This window comes from Paenibacillus sp. 79R4 (assembly GCF_013393165.1).
Taxonomy (GTDB): Bacteria; Bacillota; Bacilli; order Paenibacillales; family Paenibacillaceae; genus Fontibacillus.
Map to the genome: position 1 here is coordinate 38,241 of NZ_QJOT01000026.1, position 16,599 is coordinate 54,839.

Genomic DNA, 16,599 nt, shown 5'->3' on the forward strand with positions numbered 1-16,599 from the left:
GTTCGCTTCAAGAGAATTGTTAAAACTCAGGTAACTACGATCAAGTTTGTACCAAAAGTAAGCAAACACTGCCACGTTACTGTGGATCACGGAGTCGTTAGTCCTCGCCGTCGCCGTCATCACCACAACCATCATCACCATCATAAGAACTGCTGTAGAAGCTGTTGGTAAATTAGCAATTCATTAGCCCCTTCAAAAATTTGAAGGGGCTGCGCATCGGATTACCGACCTTGATCCTTATTGTTATCTGCCCTAGGGTTAGCAGATTTTATTTTATCGCATGCATTTATTATCCGCCTCTTGGCATTCGTTTCACGGCGTATGTAGGTCATAAAATTAAGAAATAGGATATATAGAGGATAGAGCAGCGCGGCCGCTATTACTAACAATCCCAATACAGGCGGTGGAGAATCAGCCCGATCCGTGATAGGGAATAGACGGCTAATCCCATACATAAACATCACTGCATACGGCAGCCAGAGTACGGCAGTCCAGAACCTTGCTCCCCCACTTTCTAATAAGCGGTTCGTCAGATAGTACATCAGAAATGAAGCAGCAAGCAGGATCACGATCATCGCCCAACCGATGATCCTATTCATCTGCGCCAAATCAACGCCAGCCACTCTTGCAAGCCGATACGGCTCCGCCATCAGTTCAATTTGTATGGCAAAATGAAGTCCATATAAAGCGCTTATACCGTTCAGTTTAAGAAATCTAATCATAAGACCTCCCAGGCAAAGCGATATACTTATACCTCTAACGTCAGCCAGCCCGTTAAAGTTACTCCTGTCTGGAGGTATCAAAGCGTCTTTAACCCCACGGGCATCACCTCCCTTCCGGGAGATTAACCGACCACTCTTTTAAGCCGTACTCATACACAAGCTATATTATAGAAAATATTTTCTCATCATTATTGATAATCTATTTCTTGGCATCTATCTTCTTTTGCAGCTCCGATATTTCCCGCTCTGCGGCGGTGATTCCTCCCCGGAGCTCCTTTAAGGTATCCTTGTTCTCCTTGAGCTCCTCTTCGAGCTGCTTCAGTCGACCCGTTGAGTTTTGTTTTGATTTCTCCTTCTCAATTTCTGCAACTAAGGTTGTTATCTTATCCTTTCTCAACGCTATATTTACTTCACAGCTGCTAATTACACCACGTAAATGATTAATCCGATTAGTCCATTCTAAAGTCTCATCGACTAATACATTGTCTTCCATTGGACTTTGTGAATCGGTCGGTTCGCCTACTAAGACCGTCTTCCCCTCCACGGTTAAAGGAACTCCGAATGTTGCAGCCATCGCTCTAACAGGTGCATAAACAATCCCACCTAACACGGCGCCCTCCGATATCAAGGTACCGTCTGTTTTTTTAATGGTATAAATCCCCTTTTGCACATTCATTCGAGACCTGATGGAGCTGGAGAGAACGGATGCAATCCCGAAGAGCAGTACTCCCACAACGACCCCGGCTATAAACTTCTTCATTTCAAACCTCCTGGAAAATTACTTCTTACTTTTAATTATCGCTCGTTTTGGTGCAAGTTATGATAGAGCCCGCAATGGTAAAACACCACTTCACTTGAGTAAAGGGTGGAAAAACGGTAGATCATAAGCTTTTTACGCAAAAAGGCACGGCCCCAGAGAACTTCGGATACCGTGCCACGCTTGAAAAAGTAAGGATGCTGATGAGAGGATTCGAACCACCGACCTACGCATTACGAGTGCGTTGCTCTACCTGCTGAGCTACATCAGCATAATCTCTTCGAATTTCAGAAACAAAAAATATTATACCGCTTTTTTGGAAAAATGCAACCACAAAGACTGGAAAATGATTAAAGCTTCTCGCGTACGGAGCGCAGCTTCTGCTCAGAGGAGCTCACTTTATCTCGGCGGTCATCGATCTTGATCGAGGTGGATACGCGCATCGCCCCAGATTGGAATGGTGCTTCATGAAGGGCCCGGATCGCGGTAAAGATATCCTCAAGCTGCCCCTCAATAATCGTGCTCATGGAGGTCAGTGTATATTGAATGCCGGTTTGCTTCTCCAACACGCGCTGCAGCTCGGCTACATATGAACTGAGACTGGTGCTTCCTGTACCAACGGGAATAACTGTTACTTCTGCTATCGCCATCTTCAAGACTTCCTTTCTATTCCATATTAATTCTATTCTAACCACAACCCCGGGTGAAATTCAAACTCCGATTCGCTGGATTTCTGCTCAGATCTTCTAACGAAACTACTGAACGCTATTGCCGCGAAAAAAAGCACAAATTCAATTTAACGAAACTACATATCGTTATTTGGGCTTGTACCTGCTGAAACCGACTATTTTGGGCCAAATAGCGATACCCAGTTTCGTTACATTTTTCAGTCCCGCTTTTTCGTCCAAATAACGTTATCCAGTTTCGTTAGAGACGGTTTCGTAGATGCCAGTCGAATCCCCTCCCTTCTCTCCAATAATCACTCATTCAAGCATCTGTGCAGTCCATAAAAGTTCACAATTTTTTTCGACCCCGACTCGCCGCATCACATCTGCTTTCTCCTGTTTTTCAGTTAATTTTCACTCGTCAATCCTTCTTATGACCTGTTTACAAACACAACATATTGGGCTATGATCAATTCCAGACAACCAAATATAGTATGAACAGGTGGTTCGGTGCATTTTATACTACCGGATCTTAAAAGGGAAGCGCGGTGCAAATCCGCTGCGGTCCCGCCACTGTGACCGGAAGCTTGGGAGGCTTCACAGCCTCTATAAGTGAGTGTTCAAAAAGGTCAGTTTTCAACACCGAGAAGGTTAGATGAAGCCAAAGGCAATAGGAGCGCGGCGCGGGCAATACCTGCGCAAGCACCGGAAAGCCCGGCTGAATTCAAGATTTGATACCGATGGCTGATCAAAAAGTGAACTTTTTGAACACACTCTACAAGCGATACAAGCGATTCGGCGGCAATATGCCACTGCGGGTAGGCAAGCCTGTGGGAAGGCGCCACTGAATAACCCGGAAGCCAGGAGACCTGCCTGTTTCAATGACACCGCTAATGACCTGCGAGGAATCAGGCAGGTGTCCGCTTGCAGCTGCTACATACTATTTCAGCTATACACTATCCGAGCACAGGAGTACTGTGTTTGATGGAGCGCAATCGGGCATTTTCGACCTTCAAGCAGGTTGGAAATGCTTTTTATATGTCTAGAATGTCTAGTAATTAGAGGGGAGCACTTAGTTATGGCTTTATTAAATCGAATTTATACGGATCAGGAGCAAATGCTGGATGAGGTGATTCATTTAGGGGAAGAAATTGTTGCCAGCTCCAACCTGGATGCACTGCGCGAGAATGCAAACCTGAACGGTGAGAGCTTCTCCGGCAAAATGAGCAAATTTGGCAGTGAGTACGCCAAATGGTATGCAAATCACTTTGTGATGCCTAACCATCTGGTACAAGCTATTCAAGACAATATCGTCTATGTGCATGACCTGGATCAATATGCCATCGGCACGACGAACTGCATCTTCATTCCATTTGATAAACTGCTCGCTCAAGGCTTTAACACCGGAAATGGCAGCGTTCGTCCGCCTAATTCGATCATGACAGCTATGGCGCTGGTGGCGATCATTTTCCAATCCCAGCAAAATGCCCAGTATGGCGGCGTCTCCTCCAATAAACTGGATCACGATCTGGCCCCTTATGTAAGGAAGTCGTTCGCGAAGTATTTCCGCAAAGGGCTTGGCTACTTTGAAGAAGGAGACGAGGCGGCGGACCTGGGTGAAATCTCCATGAGTCGCAGCGACCTTCAGGAGCAATATCCGAGAACTTTCAAATATGCCTCCAAGGAGACCGAATCAGAAACTTTACAGGCTGCGGAGAGCCTGATTCATAACTTGAATACGATGTCGAGCCGGGCGGGCGGACAAATCCCGTTCACCAGCATCAACTATGGGACCTGCACCTCTCCGGAGGGACAATTGGTCATCCAATCCCTGCTGAAGGCGACGATGCGCGGTCTGGGCAGCGGTGAGACACCGGTCTTCCCGATCCAAATTTTCAAATGCAAACAAGGGATCAATCAGGATAAAGAAGATCCGAACTATCATCTATTCCTGATGGCCGCAGAATGCTCGGCCAAACGACTGTATCCCAACTTCGCTAACCTGGATGCGCCGCTCAACCTGCAATACTATGACCCCACCAATCCGGATACGGAATTTGCAACCATGGGATGCCGCACTCGCGTATTAAGCGACCGCTTGGGACGCAACCATCTGTCCGGCAAAGGCAATCTGTCCTTTAATACAATTAATCTCGTCAAGCTTGGACTGGAGCACGGTATCGCGCTGGGACGGCGCAAAAAGGCCGATGAGCGCGGCTTCTACCGCGAGCTGAAGCATTATATGGATATCGCAACGGATGGCTTGCTGCACCGCTTCGAGATTCAGTCTCGCCAAAAGGCCAAAGCTTCCGATTTCATGATGCGCGAAGGCGTCTGGGAAGGTGGCGAGCAGCTCGCCCCTGACGATCAGGTTGGAGACCTGCTCAAGCACGGCAGCCTGTCGATCGGATTCATCGGGCTCGCGGAATGCATGAAGGCATTGTACGGCAAGCACCATGGCGAAGATGAGGAAGTATATCGCAAAGCTTATGACCTGATCTCTTATATGCGCAAATATTGCGACGAGCAGAGTGAGCGCCACAATCTGAATATTACGCTGTTCGCAACGCCTGCCGAAGGGCTGTCCGGCAAGTTTACCAAGCGTGACCGGGCTGTGTACGGCAAGGTGGCTGAAATTGTAGACCGTGAATACTATACCAATTCGTTCCACATCCCGGTGTACTATACCATAAGTGCAGCGAAGAAAATTGAGTTGGAAGCCCCGTTCCATGATCTTTGCAACGCCGGCGCTATCTCTTATATCGAGCTGGATGGGAATGCTCGCAATAATCCGGCTGCATTCATCAACATTGTAAAATTTGCGTTATCCAAGCAAGTCAGCTATTTCAGCATTAACCATCCGATTGACCGCTGCACATCCTGCGGCTATGAGGGGATTATCGGAGCTACCTGCCCTTCCTGCGGTCAGCATGAGAATGATGTGCATATCCGTCGCCTGCGCCGGGTAACAGGCTACTTGACCGGAGACTATCAGACCCGCTTCAACGCCGCTAAACAGGCAGAGGTTCGGGATCGGGTGAAACACGGGATATGAACATCTGCGGTTATTACCCGGAATCAATAAATGAAGGCGAAGGCCTGCGCGCCTCCATCTTCATCAGCGGATGCCGCCACCGTTGTCCGGGCTGCTTCAGCCCGGCTACGTGGAACTTCAATTATGGAGAACCATTTACAGAAGAACGGCAGGCAGAGATTATCTCGGATATTAAAAATAACCCTCTATTAAGCGGGGTCTCTATTCTTGGCGGCGATCCCTTTTTCTCTGCTGAAGAGGTCAATGATTTCATCGATCGATTGCGCCAGGAAGCTGGCCCGGTTCCGATCTGGATATATACAGGATATACATTTGAAGAACTGCTGGCGATGCCGGGTACCCCGGAATTTGGCCTGCTGGAACGCTGTGATGTTCTTGTCGATGGAAGATTTATAAAAAATTTAAGGGACCCCTCTCTGCTCTATCGAGGCAGCTCTAACCAGCGTATTATAAGGATTCCAGAGAGCTTGGCAGCCCAAAAAGTTATAGATTGGGAACCCTTGTACTCTTTCTAGCCTACCTCGTTTCTTGTATAATTGATAATCTGTGATGTTTCTCACAGTGAATATGGTGAAATATATACCAACCGGCGCGACATACTCTCTCAGCGCCCCTTTTTTTCGCTGTTTATTTGCAATTTTAAATAACAAGTTTTGTAGTTTCGCACAGCTTTGGCTGCTGCCTGATCTTATATCACGAAAGCGAGGATATTCCATGCCATCATTTGTAACCAAACCTAATAACCGCCAACTGGCGTTCGACAGCGAGCGTCTGGGCATCTACGCCGACCGTATTCTGGAGGGCTTGAACAAAATCGATAAGGAGCGCCTGCTGCGCGGTGTGCAATCCAAATTGAGACGCGATGTCGTTACCGGAGAGGAGATCAGCAGTGCATTTACGATGTCTGCGCTTGAGCTCGTGACCAAGGAAGAGCCGGAGTGGAAATTCGCCGCTGCCCGCGCCCTGCTGACATCCCTGTATAAGAAGGCCGCCGTGAACCGCCGCTATAAATCTTATCCGGATCAGCCTTACGGTTCGTTCTACCATCTGATCTCCGACCTATGCAAGAGCGGTATCTATCGTGAAGAATTGCTAGAGTACTATACTAAAGAACAAATCGACGAGCTTGGAGAGGTAATTGACCCATCCTGTGATTTACTGTTCGACTATATCGGGCTGCTTACGCTATCCGAGCGTTATCTGGCTGCTGACTTTGAAGGTCGCACCATGGAGCTGCCGCAAGAACGCTACATGGTCATTGCCATGTACTTGATGCATAAAGAACCGGCAGAGAGACGGATGGAGCTTGTCAAAGAAGCCTACTGGGCGATGAGCCATATTTACATGACCGCGGCAACGCCAACGATGTCCAATGCCGGCAAGAAGGTAGCCGGGCAGCTCTCCAGCTGCTTCATCGATACCGTTGACGATTCCCTCGAAGGGATCTTCGACTCCAATACCGATGTGGCTCGCCTCAGCAAGATGGGCGGCGGAATCGGTGTCTATCTCGGCAAAGTCCGGGCCCGTGGATCAGATATCCGCGGCCACAAGAACACAAGCTCTGGCGTCATCCCCTGGATTCGCCAGCTTAACAACACCGCGGTCAGCGTAGACCAGCTTGGCACGCGCAAAGGCGCAATCGCCGTCTACCTTGACGTATTTCATAAAGATATTCTCTCCTTCCTCGACCTGAAGCTTAACAACGGGGATGAGCGGATGCGCGCGCATGATATTTTCCATGGCGTATGTCTGCCTGACTTGTTCATGGAGGCTGTAGAGAACCGGGGTGAGTGGAATCTGTTCTGCCCGCATGAAGTGAAGAAGACGATGGGCTGGAAGGACGCAAACGGACGTCCGCTGGGCTTGGAGGATTTCTATGATGAGGAAGTCGGCAAGGGCGAATTCCGCGAGAAATATCAAGAAGCAGTGGATCACCCCACCCTGTCCCGGATCACAATGCCGGCCATTGACATTATGAAGCGAATTATGAAGTCGCAGCTGGAGACGGGAACACCTTACATGTTCTATCGCGATACTGTCAACCGTGCGAATCCGAACCGGAACCACGGTATGGTCTACTCCTCCAATCTATGTACGGAGATTATGCAGAACCAATCGCCAACAGTCGTTGAGCAAGAGGAACTCGTAACCAAAGATGGCCAGACCCGGATCGTCATCTCTAAAATTCCTGGCGATTTCGTTGTCTGCAACCTGAACTCGATCCACCTGGCACGTGCTGTACCTGCCGGAGTCCTGGATCGTCTCGTACCGATTCAGACACGTATGCTGGATAACGTCATTGACATTAATAATATTGAGGTGCTTCAAGCACAATATACCAACAGCCAATACCGTGCTATCGGGCTGGGTACCTTCGGTTTGCACCATCTGCTCGCACTTGAGGGCATCCGCTGGGAATCCGAGGAGGCTGTACAATATAACGATGCTCTATATGAGAAGATCAACTACCTGCTGATCAGATCAAGTATGGAACTGGCGATTGAAAAAGGCCGCTATCCGAAGTTTACAGGCTCGGACTGGGATAACGGACATTACTTTACTTCCCGTGGTTATGTTGACGGTTCGCGTGAAGGCAAATTCGTAACAACAGAGCAATGGAAAGAGCTGATGGGACAAGTCCATGAGAACGGCGTACGCAACGCCTGGATGTTCGCTATCGCGCCTAACGGATCGACCTCAATCATTGCCGGCTCTACCGCCAGCATCGATCCGCTTTATGAACTTCTTTCCTATGAAGAGAAAACAACCTATAAAGTCGCGAACCCGGCTCCAGACCTGTCCGAGAAGACGATCTGGTATTACAAGACCGCGTTCATGATCGATCAGCACTGGTCCATCAATATGGCCAGCGCCCGTCAACGCCATATCGACCAAGCGCAAAGTTTCAACCTTTATGTACGCCCGGACATCAAAGCAACCGAATTCCTGGAGCTGCATCTGCATGCCTGGAAGGCTGGCATCAAGACAACTTATTATGTCCGCAGCCGTGCATTGACTATTGAAGAGTGCGAATCCTGCGCATCATAATCCTATTTTTGATACTGATAGATTTGCAAGATTATTAATATTAGGAGATGGACTAAATGACACTGCAATTACAGGAGATCTTTAACACTAAGGCTCCCAACAAATCAACCCGTATCATTAATGGCGAATGCTCCGGTATTGTGAACTGGGACGACATCCGTATGCCGCATATGTATAAGCTGTACAAGGTGCTGCTGCTCAATTACTGGATTGCCGATGAAATCCCGATGAGTAAAGATGCCCAGCAGTTCCCGCTGCTTGAGCCTGAGGAACAGCGCACCTTCAAGATCAACATCGGCCTCTTAGCCGTGCTTGATTCGATGCAGACGATGTTCGTCGGCGATGTGAAGCGCTATTTAACCGATTCTTCCCTGGAAGCGATCGCGGCAGTCATCGCCCAGCAGGAGGTTGTGCATAACCAATCCTATTCCTATGTATTGTCCTCTCTCGTATCCGATCAGGAGCAGAAGGAGATTTTTGAATATTGGAAGCATGATCCGGTACTGCTGGACCGCAATACGTTCATCTCCGAGATCTATCAGAACTTCCGCAACGAACAGACACCTCAAACCTTCTTTGAGGCGCTGGTAGCCGACTTGATTTTGGAAGGCATTTTCTTCTACAGTACCTTTGCCTTCTTCTATAACCTGGCTCGCGATCAGAAGATGATGGGGACCAGTCAGATGATCTCCTATATCCAACGCGATGAGAACCAGCACTGCTACTTCTTCGCCGAAGTATTCAAGCAGCTGCTCACCGATTATCCGGAACTGCATACTCCGGAAAATATGGATTATGTCTATCGCACAATTAACCGTGCGGTTGAGCTCGAGACCAACTGGGCGCATTATACGCTCAAGCAGGTACGAGGCATCGACCTGAACGAATTGTCCGATTACATCAAATACATCGCCAATAAACGCCTTAAATTGATGGGGCTGGACAAAGCATACGAAGGCGTTGACGTCAACTGCATGCCTTGGATCAAGCCATTCTCCGATGAAGCGCTCAATGCAACAAAGACGGACTTCTTCGAAGCTAAATCCCGCAACTACGGCAAAGTCGGCGACGACAACGGATTTGATGATCTGTAAGAATTGATTAAAAAGGCACCGAGGTACCGGGCAATCCCGATCACTTCTGTGCCTTTTCACTATATACAAGTTATATTTGCTGCATATCCCTATTTCCCCATAAACTGCTCCAGTGCTGCCTTCACCGTGGTGAACCGATTCCCGATCAGCTTGACCAAATCCTCGGATGCGAAACTGAATTGCCCCGCAGCAATAGCGGGATAAATAGCCTGGGTCATAAACGCCGCTGCTGCTCCCGGCGTCCCGGTTGCCACGAGGCGTTCATAGGCCTGTTCAGAGCTTAAATCCGCATGCTTGACCAGTGTACCAGATACCTCGGACAAAATTTGCACAAACTCATCATACGTAAAAGGATGCGGATGCGCCAGTTCATAGGTTTGGCATTCATGTCCTGAGCCGGTTAATACGTTGGCCGCAGCCAGTGCCAGGTCATTACGGGTCACATAGTTCACTTTGGCTCCTGCTGAGGCAGATACGAGCTCACCCGATTCGATCACTCCATGCAGGCCAGGATTTACGAGAATATCCATATAAAATCCGTTGCGCAGAAAAGTATAAGGAATCCCCGTCGTTCGAATCGCATATTCTGTCGCGAGATGAAGATTTTCCAGTCCCAACGCGGACTTTTCTGGAAATGCAAGGCTGGTATAAGCGATAAAGCCTACCTTTGCATCTCTCGCCGCTTCAACGACCCGGGCATGCTGGGCAATACGATGGGTGTTATCCAAGGATGGGCTGGAGATGAAGAGCAGCTTATCCACATTTTCAAAGGCCGCAAGCATGGAGGCTTCATCTTCATAATCTCCATAGCGAATCTGAAGGCCCAGATCAGCCAGCGGTTTGGCTTTCTCGGGATTGCGAACCACAGCAATCATATCTCCAGCAGACACGTTACGCTCCAACAAATGGAGGATCGTCATTTCTCCGAGCTGTCCTGTAGCACCGGTAATTGCGATTTTACTCATAAGACCGTCTCCTTTGCCGCTTAATTGTATTTTCGGATTCCCTTTTTACGATTATTATTTTATAATATCTTTATGTCGATTTTTCATGACATCTTGAAAGTACAATTTCATAGGCGCCCGTAGCTCAGCAGGATAGAGCGACAGTTTCCTAAACTGTGCGTCGCGGGTTCGAATCCCGCCGTGGCGCGTAAAAAACCCTTGTATATCAAGGGTTTTCCCTTTTTAACACCGAGTGAATCCGAGTCAAATTATGGACATCCAAGTGACTTTTGTCCCCAGTCCGTCCCCAGTCTCCCCCCCCCCCTTTAAATAATCACCATCATTTAAAGGATCAAAGTGAAAGGTTTGTGCCCAAGTCGGAGAAACGGCATAAACACAAGCAGGCAGTTCTATATTTTTTACTGTTAGAATCGCTCTAATATAGATTATTGCATTTTCCTCTTCAATGTCCCATGGGACTTCAATTTTGTGAATTTTCGCCATTTCTGTCCAGCCCCTATCTTGTGTGTTTTACTTACAGTCTTAGTACATGGTACAATTTACCTTATATAATCTAGAAAGGTGTTAAAAATGGATCTTCCTGAACCGGGGAGAAGCCGTTTACCTGAACTGCTTGCACTGAACAAAATGACCGCTAGACAACTATCCAATCGCATAGGCTGTACCGAAGCCCATATATCTCAGGTTATAAGCGGAAGAAGCTACCTGTCGTATGTACTGGCTTGGAGGGCGTCCAGGGTTTTAAATTGTACAATGGAAGAATTGCACGAATCATGAGTCAGGAGCGGCAGAGGCGAGCCCTCTCCCCCGGCAGGACTTAACAATCATTTAAGTTTTGGATATTTATGTATGTCATAAATCCCCCTCCTGCACAGCGTTTATGGATAACATTAACACTTTTTAATGTCGATTACTGTCGATAAATGCGGATTAAAATAATTTAATGTAAACGATAACATTAGTATAATACGAACATGTGTTCTTATGTATAAAATATATCATTGCATCTAATTACTTAGAGGACATTCAGAGGACAGATAAAGGACATAAATCTTCTGTTTAGATTCAAAAAAAATCCCACCTACCGGTTAAGGCAGAGTGGGATTTTTGCGGCTCCCCGGGTTCAAGGGAGTCTTTTAGGAAGCTATACGGACACAACTAGGGATTAGTTTGTCCAATATAATTATATACAATAAGCGAGTACTGTAGCAAATCTCCAAATTATGACTGCAGGTATTTAAACCTGCAAAAAAAAAAAAAAATCCCACTTGCCGATTAAGGCAAAGTGGGATTGAACCTCCCTAAGGTCAAAGGAAGCCGTTTGCGGTGATCGCCAGACGGGAGGAGCTGACTGCCCTACATTATATTCAATAACAGGTATATCTGCTACTCTGTTTGTAAGCAAAGGGTTGCTTGGATTTGTCTCCAAGCTTCCCTTTTCTGAAATAGCTTGCTGTGCTCGATTATGCTAAGATGTGTGTAGCTCATGGCGGATTCTACAGTGTCGCGCTTCATAGTACCTCACAAAAAACGCATAAGGAGTTACAAATGGAAAAGAAAGAATCAAAACAAAAACTATTAACAACTTGCTTACTTGTAGTCTATTTAATCGTGCTAACTTGGATTATTTTATTTAAAATGCAATTTTCAATTCGAGACTTTGACCATTATCGCAATCTTAACTTAATTCCATTCCATGGATCGACAATAACAAATAATGGGGTTAATTTTTCAGAAATATATAATAATATCATTATATTTGTTCCTTTTGGGCTTTACGTTAGTATGTTGAAAAGTAATTGGCCTTTCTGGAAAAAAGTTGCTCCGATAGCAACTGTAAGTTTACTCTTTGAGGTATCGCAGTTTATATTTGCAATAGGTGCATCTGATATAACTGACCTCATAGGAAATACTCTTGGAGGAGTTATTGGAATTGCAATTCATCTTATTCTTTGTAGACTATTCAAAGCAGATTTTAAAGTAAATAAATTCCTTAATATTTTTTCATTAATCGGGACCATTTGTGTAGTTATATTATTAGCAACTTTAGTAGTATACAACGCCTAAAAATGAGTCGTTCATTTATAAGCTTAAAGAAAGAAGCCCTATCAGTTTTGACGCTGACAGGGCTTCTTCACCGATGCTTTCGGATTGCATAACGGAAATCCGTATATGTATTTTCAATATATCACATTTGTCATTCACTAACAATATATTCCACAAATTCGTCATAAACTACCAAATTACTCCAATTAATCTATATACAAGGGTAAATATGTATGCTATGGTTTATTATAGGTTGGCCAGCCCAGTAAAATATTGGGAGGAAATAGGAATGAAGAAAACAAAGAGATTTAAACTCTCAATCATGACCTTACTCACAGTGTTTTTATTATCATTAGGTGCTTCTTCAGCATTCGCGGCTTACGGATGGGCAGACACGATGGAAACAGCACAAGTAATGTACAACCCTACATCTAACAATTCTTCTTTTAGTTCAACAATTCGTTTAGATGGTCCAAGTGATAGTGATTTTTATGTCGTTGATAATACGTATGGTTCTTATACTTTTAGTTTTTCTGTTGTTGCAACACCGCCGTCTAATTTTGATATTGTTCTTGCTGTAATTAAAATGAATGCAAATGATGATATTCTCTATATCGATTATAATAACTATAACGGTAAAGGATACCCAGAATTAATCAGCATGGGTGTAAAACCTGGTGAAAGAGTTTACTTTAGAGTGATGTCCGATGGTCAAAATAATTACGATGAACCGTACACAATCACTTTTACAAAGACAAGTTAATATTTCAGGGCTATTTCATTTAGAAATAGCCCTTATTATTTATTAACTGTGGTTGCTTTACAAATTATACCCCTGACCGCCGGGCTTTGTCGGATTACTAATAATACCCAATGTAGCAAGCAATCCAAGCAGCACATCCGTTACAGCCAAGATATCATTCTTCATTACCTCGGTTAAGTCGAATAGTCCTGTCAGGTGTCCCAGAAGTTGAAGCAAGAGCAGCACCTGGGATACGATGCTGACCCACAACGCATAGTTACGCCATCTTTTTTTATTCATTGCCGATTGCCTCCTTGATATTTTTAACTACCCGATTGATTACGATTGCCGCCTCTTCCCGTGTGATCGGTGCTCCTGGTCTTGTCCCATCAAAATATCCGTTTGCCGTAGCTTCGTCCCAAGCCGCTGCCGCCCATGAACTTACTTGGTTAATGTCCCGCTCTGCCATTTTCGGTTCCTCCTTAACTGCTGTTTTAAATAACTCCTGTTCAGCTTTACGCCGCCTGACCAGTCCCGCCAGCACGTTACCACCAGCCTTGTTGTACTTGGTCAGACTGTCCGCAATCTGTGCAATGCTGCGGCCCCTGCAAAGAGTCTGCAAGTTCCCAGCTCCGCAGTTATAACAGAAGCTGACCAATGCATCGAACTGATGTTGATTGAGCTGTGCGGTTACCGGCACATAAGCCGGGTTATTAACGTATGCCTCGTACTTAGGTAGGTCAGCAAGCAGCATCTTATCGGCCTGTGCTTGTGTGATCGTCACGCCTTGCTTAACATCAGGACCGTAATGGCCCCAGCCAATCGTCCAATATGTTTCGGTGGAAACGGGCTTGTACGCCGATAAGCGGCAGCCTTCAAAGTTTTTGATCAGCTTAATGCCTGCTTCAGATATTTTTCGCATTTTTAAGCCCCTCCCTGCAATTTAATTACCGTTAAAATAGCCCCTACGACAATCGTAATTATCGACGCTCCAATAGTGCGCCATAGCCACTTCTGGGCATCCTCGATCTTGTCCAATCGATGGTGAGCTGACTTCGCCGAAGTAAGAGCCTCCACTGCCGTTTCATTGGCTGTAATCGCTCGATCCAGCTTCTCGTCCATATTGTCCACCTTTGTCTCCACCCGCGTCAGCCGCTGAAGGACTTCGGTTTGCACTCCATCCATGTGTGCACATCCTCTCCATGTAAATAGCCCCCGGATCAGCTCCAGGGGCGTAATCTATTAAGCTTTATAATCCTTACCCGTAATAACCTTAAACTCCGCTGCCGTAATGACGTTAAAGGATACATAAAGCCGAAGTTGAACATCAGATACCCATTTCTTTTCGTAATAATATGAAAGTCTCTCGAAATCACTATTAAACATTTGATTCGCCTCCTGCTAAAATTTTTAACTCCAGGGCTGCCAACATCTGACCAAGTGCCTGATTTTGTTGATATAAGTCAAGGATAGCTATATCCTTTTTAACCAACTCGCCACCGATAACAGTACTCTGTCGTTTTAGGTCAAGCGTAGCCAAGTCTTGCTTGACCTGTTCAGAGCCAATTGTGCTGACGTCCTCAAGGCGATCATCAGCCTTTCGTGCAACCTGATCTAGTCCGGACGCTAAATCAGCAGTGTCTTGTTTTAACCCTGTAACGTCTTGCTTCAGTTGATCAAGTTCAGACTCCTGCGGCTTGGTCAGCTCCTCGATCTCTTCCGCGCTCAGCCCTTCCACCCAATAATCGGATGGATCGGACAGCTCGTCCTCTTCCCTCGCCTCCCACGCCGCCAAATCAAAACGCGGCAGATAAAGCCCCGGCTGTATCGGAACACCAACGATATACCCGGCAATCTCCGGTTCAGTCTCTTCCTCTGGCTGCTCGTCTTCCGCCTCGGAATCGGTTTCAGGCGGCAACTCCGGTTCCAGCACGGGCGGATCAGCATAAAAAGGGACGACACCGTAAAAGGCATCGTCCACTAATGTATCCTCTATATAGAGGCCGTCTGTATTTACTTTAGGTACTAATTTCAATGCGGTCCCTCCTTAATTTAGCGGTATCAATAGTTCCGCAAAAGACAAATACTCATTGCCAGGGGATGAAAAAATTAATATCTTACCGTCACCGTGTATAAGCAGATGCGCAATACTGTACTCTCCTGCGCCAGTTAAACAAGGGACATCGACTACTTTTGCCAATCTCGGACGATATCCAGCCGGAAGCTGGGCAATGAGTGTATTCGGTGAATAAACTCCGCCCTTAATTAACCCATCAAAATATAGATTATTAGAGTCTTTACGAATACTTAACGTTGGATACCCACTATAAACAACCCAACCATTCAACAGCGTCGGCGTAATCCACCCCGGCGCATCCTTCTCCGCTTTCTTCTGCGTCAGCACCGATACACCGTGTAACGCTTCGGCCACGCCTGACGTTAAGTCGGATAGCTGCGCCTTTTCATTCGCGGCTACAACGCCAAGTATCGGGACAACGGGCGATTTGTCGAGCTTGAGATAGGTGACGCTGTAGGATGCGGACTGGTCGAAATTAGGCATTGGGCAAACTGCACGTTGTCCACCACTGCCGTTATCCATGAATCGCCAGTTAAAGTCTTTACGTTCTTTATTGACCGCGATTAATTGATTTGTTTTGTATTTCAGCATCGAGCCATGAGCGCCCGGATCGTTAATTAGGTAGTTTTGATAAGTCGCATCGTAAACAACATTTGCCCGTTCCCGTAACACAATCCCCGTACCTACTTCTACCACGTTATCGCCTTCGGAAAGCGTCAGGCAGCCTTCGGATACTACGGGTTCGACTGTTTCTTTGGCTAGACGATATAGGAGATTATACTGACCTGTTTCTTCGTTTATTGTCGTCGGCAGTGTCCTAGTGCCTGATCCAGAAACCAAAGCCCCGTTTTTATCGAATTTATACCACCCTTTTGTTCCGGTGCCATTGTATGGAGCCGTCCAGTTATCTGCGTTCATCATTCGCCAGCCCATAAAATACGCCTTAATCTCGTCTGATGTCGGTGTGTATGCGTCTCCCCATCCACTATCGGTGTTGGCAATCTTAATTAAAAAAGTTCCGCCCTCATAGTTTGTATCGTTCCAAAACGCATCCTCCGCCGCATCACTTGTAGTCACCCAAGGTATCGAGTTTCCGTTATATTTTGTTACATACTTATTACCTGGTGCATTATTAACAAATCCAGAAATCCGCCCATTATTCACCTTAACAACCTTATATCCGGTTAGATTGGAATGGAGAGTCCAATCCAACGACCCACCCAGCACAACCTTCTTCCACTTCTCCAGCTTAAAATACTGCCCCTCACACTCAAACAATACGTCAGGCTCAGCCCCCGTATCCGGGTTAGCGTGTAACTCTGTCTGCATGGCAAGCATAGAGTCTTCGCGCGGTTGGAATGGCTTGGGTTCAGTGCCGAGTGTGAGCATCGGGTTTGCAATGGAATATACTACATCCTGTCCAATTGA

At 46.4% G+C, this 16,599-nt stretch carries 17 protein-coding genes, 2 tRNA genes, 1 pseudogene and 1 riboswitch; of the genes and pseudogenes, 8 read left to right on the forward strand and 12 right to left on the reverse strand.

Translation table 11 applies throughout. The annotated features are described in order from the left end of the window. Positions 1–221: 221 nt before the first annotated feature. The 4 genes from DMN77_RS22825 to DMN77_RS22840 form a co-directional block, all read right to left on the reverse strand. A complete protein-coding gene (locus DMN77_RS22825; protein ID WP_068779567.1) occupies positions 222–722 on the reverse strand; it encodes a hypothetical protein in 501 nt (166 codons plus the stop codon). Between the two features lie 199 nt (positions 723–921). Then, entirely contained in the window at positions 922–1,482 is a 561-nt protein-coding gene (locus tag DMN77_RS22830; protein ID WP_068779566.1) for a hypothetical protein, read from the reverse strand. A gap of 195 nt (positions 1,483–1,677) precedes the next feature. Continuing rightward, positions 1,678–1,750: transfer RNA gene (locus DMN77_RS22835), tRNA-Thr, on the reverse strand. A 79-nt stretch (positions 1,751–1,829) separates the two neighbouring features. Continuing rightward, entirely contained in the window at positions 1,830–2,129 is a 300-nt protein-coding gene (locus tag DMN77_RS22840; RefSeq protein WP_068779565.1) for an MTH1187 family thiamine-binding protein, read from the reverse strand. 506 nt (positions 2,130–2,635) lie between these two features. Then, positions 2,636–2,860, forward strand: a riboswitch (cobalamin riboswitch). Positions 2,861–3,222: 362 nt separating this feature from the next. On the opposite strand from DMN77_RS22840, the gene DMN77_RS22845 reads away from it, so the two are divergent. From DMN77_RS22845 to DMN77_RS22860, 4 genes are all read left to right on the forward strand, one after another. Beyond that, complete coding sequence (locus tag DMN77_RS22845) at positions 3,223–5,199, forward strand: anaerobic ribonucleoside triphosphate reductase (RefSeq protein ID WP_068779564.1); 1,977 nt, start codon at positions 3,223–3,225, stop codon at positions 5,197–5,199. Continuing rightward, on the forward strand, positions 5,196–5,714 hold the full coding sequence (gene nrdG / locus DMN77_RS22850; protein ID WP_179016383.1) for an anaerobic ribonucleoside-triphosphate reductase activating protein: 519 nt from the start codon (positions 5,196–5,198) through the stop codon (positions 5,712–5,714). Before DMN77_RS22845 ends, nrdG begins: the two co-directional genes overlap by 4 nt. A 199-nt stretch (positions 5,715–5,913) precedes the next feature. Continuing rightward, positions 5,914–8,247 (forward strand): ribonucleoside-diphosphate reductase subunit alpha, encoded by a 2,334-nt coding sequence (locus tag DMN77_RS22855; protein WP_068779562.1) that lies wholly within the window; start codon positions 5,914–5,916, stop codon positions 8,245–8,247. Positions 8,248–8,309: 62 nt separating this feature from the next. Then, positions 8,310–9,341 (forward strand): ribonucleotide-diphosphate reductase subunit beta, encoded by a 1,032-nt coding sequence (locus tag DMN77_RS22860; RefSeq protein ID WP_179016395.1) that lies wholly within the window; start codon positions 8,310–8,312, stop codon positions 9,339–9,341. A gap of 89 nt (positions 9,342–9,430) precedes the next feature. On the opposite strand, the gene DMN77_RS22865 is transcribed toward DMN77_RS22860, so the two are convergent. Beyond that, complete coding sequence (locus DMN77_RS22865; protein ID WP_179016384.1) at positions 9,431–10,306, reverse strand: SDR family oxidoreductase; 876 nt, start codon at positions 10,304–10,306, stop codon at positions 9,431–9,433. A 113-nt stretch (positions 10,307–10,419) separates the two neighbouring features. Between DMN77_RS22865 and DMN77_RS22870 the strand changes: the two genes are divergently transcribed. Next, positions 10,420–10,494, forward strand: a tRNA-Arg gene (locus tag DMN77_RS22870). 55 nt (positions 10,495–10,549) lie between these two features. On the opposite strand, the gene DMN77_RS22875 is transcribed toward DMN77_RS22870, so the two are convergent. Further along, positions 10,550–10,789, reverse strand: a complete 240-nt coding sequence (locus DMN77_RS22875; RefSeq protein WP_179016385.1) for a hypothetical protein — start codon at positions 10,787–10,789, stop codon at positions 10,550–10,552. A gap of 87 nt (positions 10,790–10,876) precedes the next feature. Between DMN77_RS22875 and DMN77_RS24325 the strand changes: the two genes are divergently transcribed. The 3 genes from DMN77_RS24325 (at position 10,877) to DMN77_RS22890 (ending at position 13,115) form a co-directional block, all read left to right on the forward strand. After that, the gene (locus tag DMN77_RS24325) at positions 10,877–11,083 is read left to right on the forward strand and encodes a helix-turn-helix transcriptional regulator (RefSeq protein ID WP_179016386.1); all 207 of its coding nucleotides are present in this window, start codon (positions 10,877–10,879) and stop codon (positions 11,081–11,083) included. A gap of 771 nt (positions 11,084–11,854) precedes the next feature. After that, the gene (locus DMN77_RS22885) at positions 11,855–12,373 is read left to right on the forward strand and encodes a VanZ family protein (RefSeq protein WP_179016387.1); all 519 of its coding nucleotides are present in this window, start codon (positions 11,855–11,857) and stop codon (positions 12,371–12,373) included. A gap of 268 nt (positions 12,374–12,641) precedes the next feature. Beyond that, on the forward strand, positions 12,642–13,115 hold the full coding sequence (locus DMN77_RS22890; RefSeq protein ID WP_179016388.1) for a hypothetical protein: 474 nt from the start codon (positions 12,642–12,644) through the stop codon (positions 13,113–13,115). Between the two features lie 57 nt (positions 13,116–13,172). Here the strand turns inward: DMN77_RS22890 and DMN77_RS22895 are convergent, their stop codons facing one another. The 6 genes and pseudogenes from DMN77_RS22895 to DMN77_RS22920 all read right to left on the reverse strand — a co-directional run. Continuing rightward, positions 13,173–13,394, reverse strand: a complete 222-nt coding sequence (locus tag DMN77_RS22895; protein WP_068779675.1) for a phage holin — start codon at positions 13,392–13,394, stop codon at positions 13,173–13,175. After that, a complete protein-coding gene (locus DMN77_RS22900; protein WP_179016389.1) occupies positions 13,387–14,016 on the reverse strand; it encodes a lysozyme in 630 nt (209 codons plus the stop codon). The genes DMN77_RS22895 and DMN77_RS22900 overlap by 8 nt, the downstream gene beginning before the upstream one ends. Positions 14,017–14,018: 2 nt before the next feature. Next, a complete protein-coding gene (locus DMN77_RS22905; RefSeq protein ID WP_179016390.1) occupies positions 14,019–14,279 on the reverse strand; it encodes a hemolysin XhlA family protein in 261 nt (86 codons plus the stop codon). Positions 14,280–14,336: 57 nt separating this feature from the next. Continuing rightward, a complete protein-coding gene (locus DMN77_RS22910) occupies positions 14,337–14,480 on the reverse strand; it encodes an XkdX family protein (RefSeq protein ID WP_082790001.1) in 144 nt (47 codons plus the stop codon). Continuing rightward, positions 14,473–15,129 carry a hypothetical protein gene (locus DMN77_RS22915; RefSeq protein ID WP_179016391.1) on the reverse strand — a complete coding sequence of 219 codons (657 nt, stop codon included), beginning with the start codon at positions 15,127–15,129 and terminating at the stop codon, positions 14,473–14,475. Before DMN77_RS22915 ends, DMN77_RS22910 begins: the two co-directional genes overlap by 8 nt. Before the next feature lie 12 nt (positions 15,130–15,141). Further along, positions 15,142–16,599, reverse strand: a pseudogene (locus tag DMN77_RS22920) (hypothetical protein); the annotation flags it as partial.

What these genes read in the sequence shown, in the direction of transcription:
- DMN77_RS22825 (WP_068779567.1), bottom strand. Translation starts at nt 722, where the DNA reads ATGATTAGATTTCTTAAACTGAACGGTATAAGCGCTTTATATGGACTT.
- DMN77_RS22830 (WP_068779566.1), bottom strand. Translation starts at nt 1,482, where the DNA reads ATGAAGAAGTTTATAGCCGGGGTCGTTGTGGGAGTACTGCTCTTCGGG.
- DMN77_RS22840 (WP_068779565.1), bottom strand. Translation starts at nt 2,129, where the DNA reads ATGGCGATAGCAGAAGTAACAGTTATTCCCGTTGGTACAGGAAGCACC.
- DMN77_RS22845 (WP_068779564.1), top strand. Translation starts at nt 3,223, where the DNA reads ATGGCTTTATTAAATCGAATTTATACGGATCAGGAGCAAATGCTGGAT.
- nrdG (WP_179016383.1), top strand. Translation starts at nt 5,196, where the DNA reads ATGAACATCTGCGGTTATTACCCGGAATCAATAAATGAAGGCGAAGGC.
- DMN77_RS22855 (WP_068779562.1), top strand. Translation starts at nt 5,914, where the DNA reads ATGCCATCATTTGTAACCAAACCTAATAACCGCCAACTGGCGTTCGAC.
- DMN77_RS22865 (WP_179016384.1), bottom strand. Translation starts at nt 10,306, where the DNA reads ATGAGTAAAATCGCAATTACCGGTGCTACAGGACAGCTCGGAGAAATG.
- DMN77_RS22875 (WP_179016385.1), bottom strand. Translation starts at nt 10,789, where the DNA reads ATGGCGAAAATTCACAAAATTGAAGTCCCATGGGACATTGAAGAGGAA.
- DMN77_RS24325 (WP_179016386.1), top strand. Translation starts at nt 10,877, where the DNA reads ATGGATCTTCCTGAACCGGGGAGAAGCCGTTTACCTGAACTGCTTGCA.
- DMN77_RS22885 (WP_179016387.1), top strand. Translation starts at nt 11,855, where the DNA reads ATGGAAAAGAAAGAATCAAAACAAAAACTATTAACAACTTGCTTACTT.
- DMN77_RS22890 (WP_179016388.1), top strand. Translation starts at nt 12,642, where the DNA reads ATGAAGAAAACAAAGAGATTTAAACTCTCAATCATGACCTTACTCACA.
- DMN77_RS22895 (WP_068779675.1), bottom strand. Translation starts at nt 13,394, where the DNA reads ATGAATAAAAAAAGATGGCGTAACTATGCGTTGTGGGTCAGCATCGTA.
- DMN77_RS22900 (WP_179016389.1), bottom strand. Translation starts at nt 14,016, where the DNA reads ATGCGAAAAATATCTGAAGCAGGCATTAAGCTGATCAAAAACTTTGAA.
- DMN77_RS22905 (WP_179016390.1), bottom strand. Translation starts at nt 14,279, where the DNA reads ATGGATGGAGTGCAAACCGAAGTCCTTCAGCGGCTGACGCGGGTGGAG.
- DMN77_RS22910 (WP_082790001.1), bottom strand. Translation starts at nt 14,480, where the DNA reads ATGTTTAATAGTGATTTCGAGAGACTTTCATATTATTACGAAAAGAAA.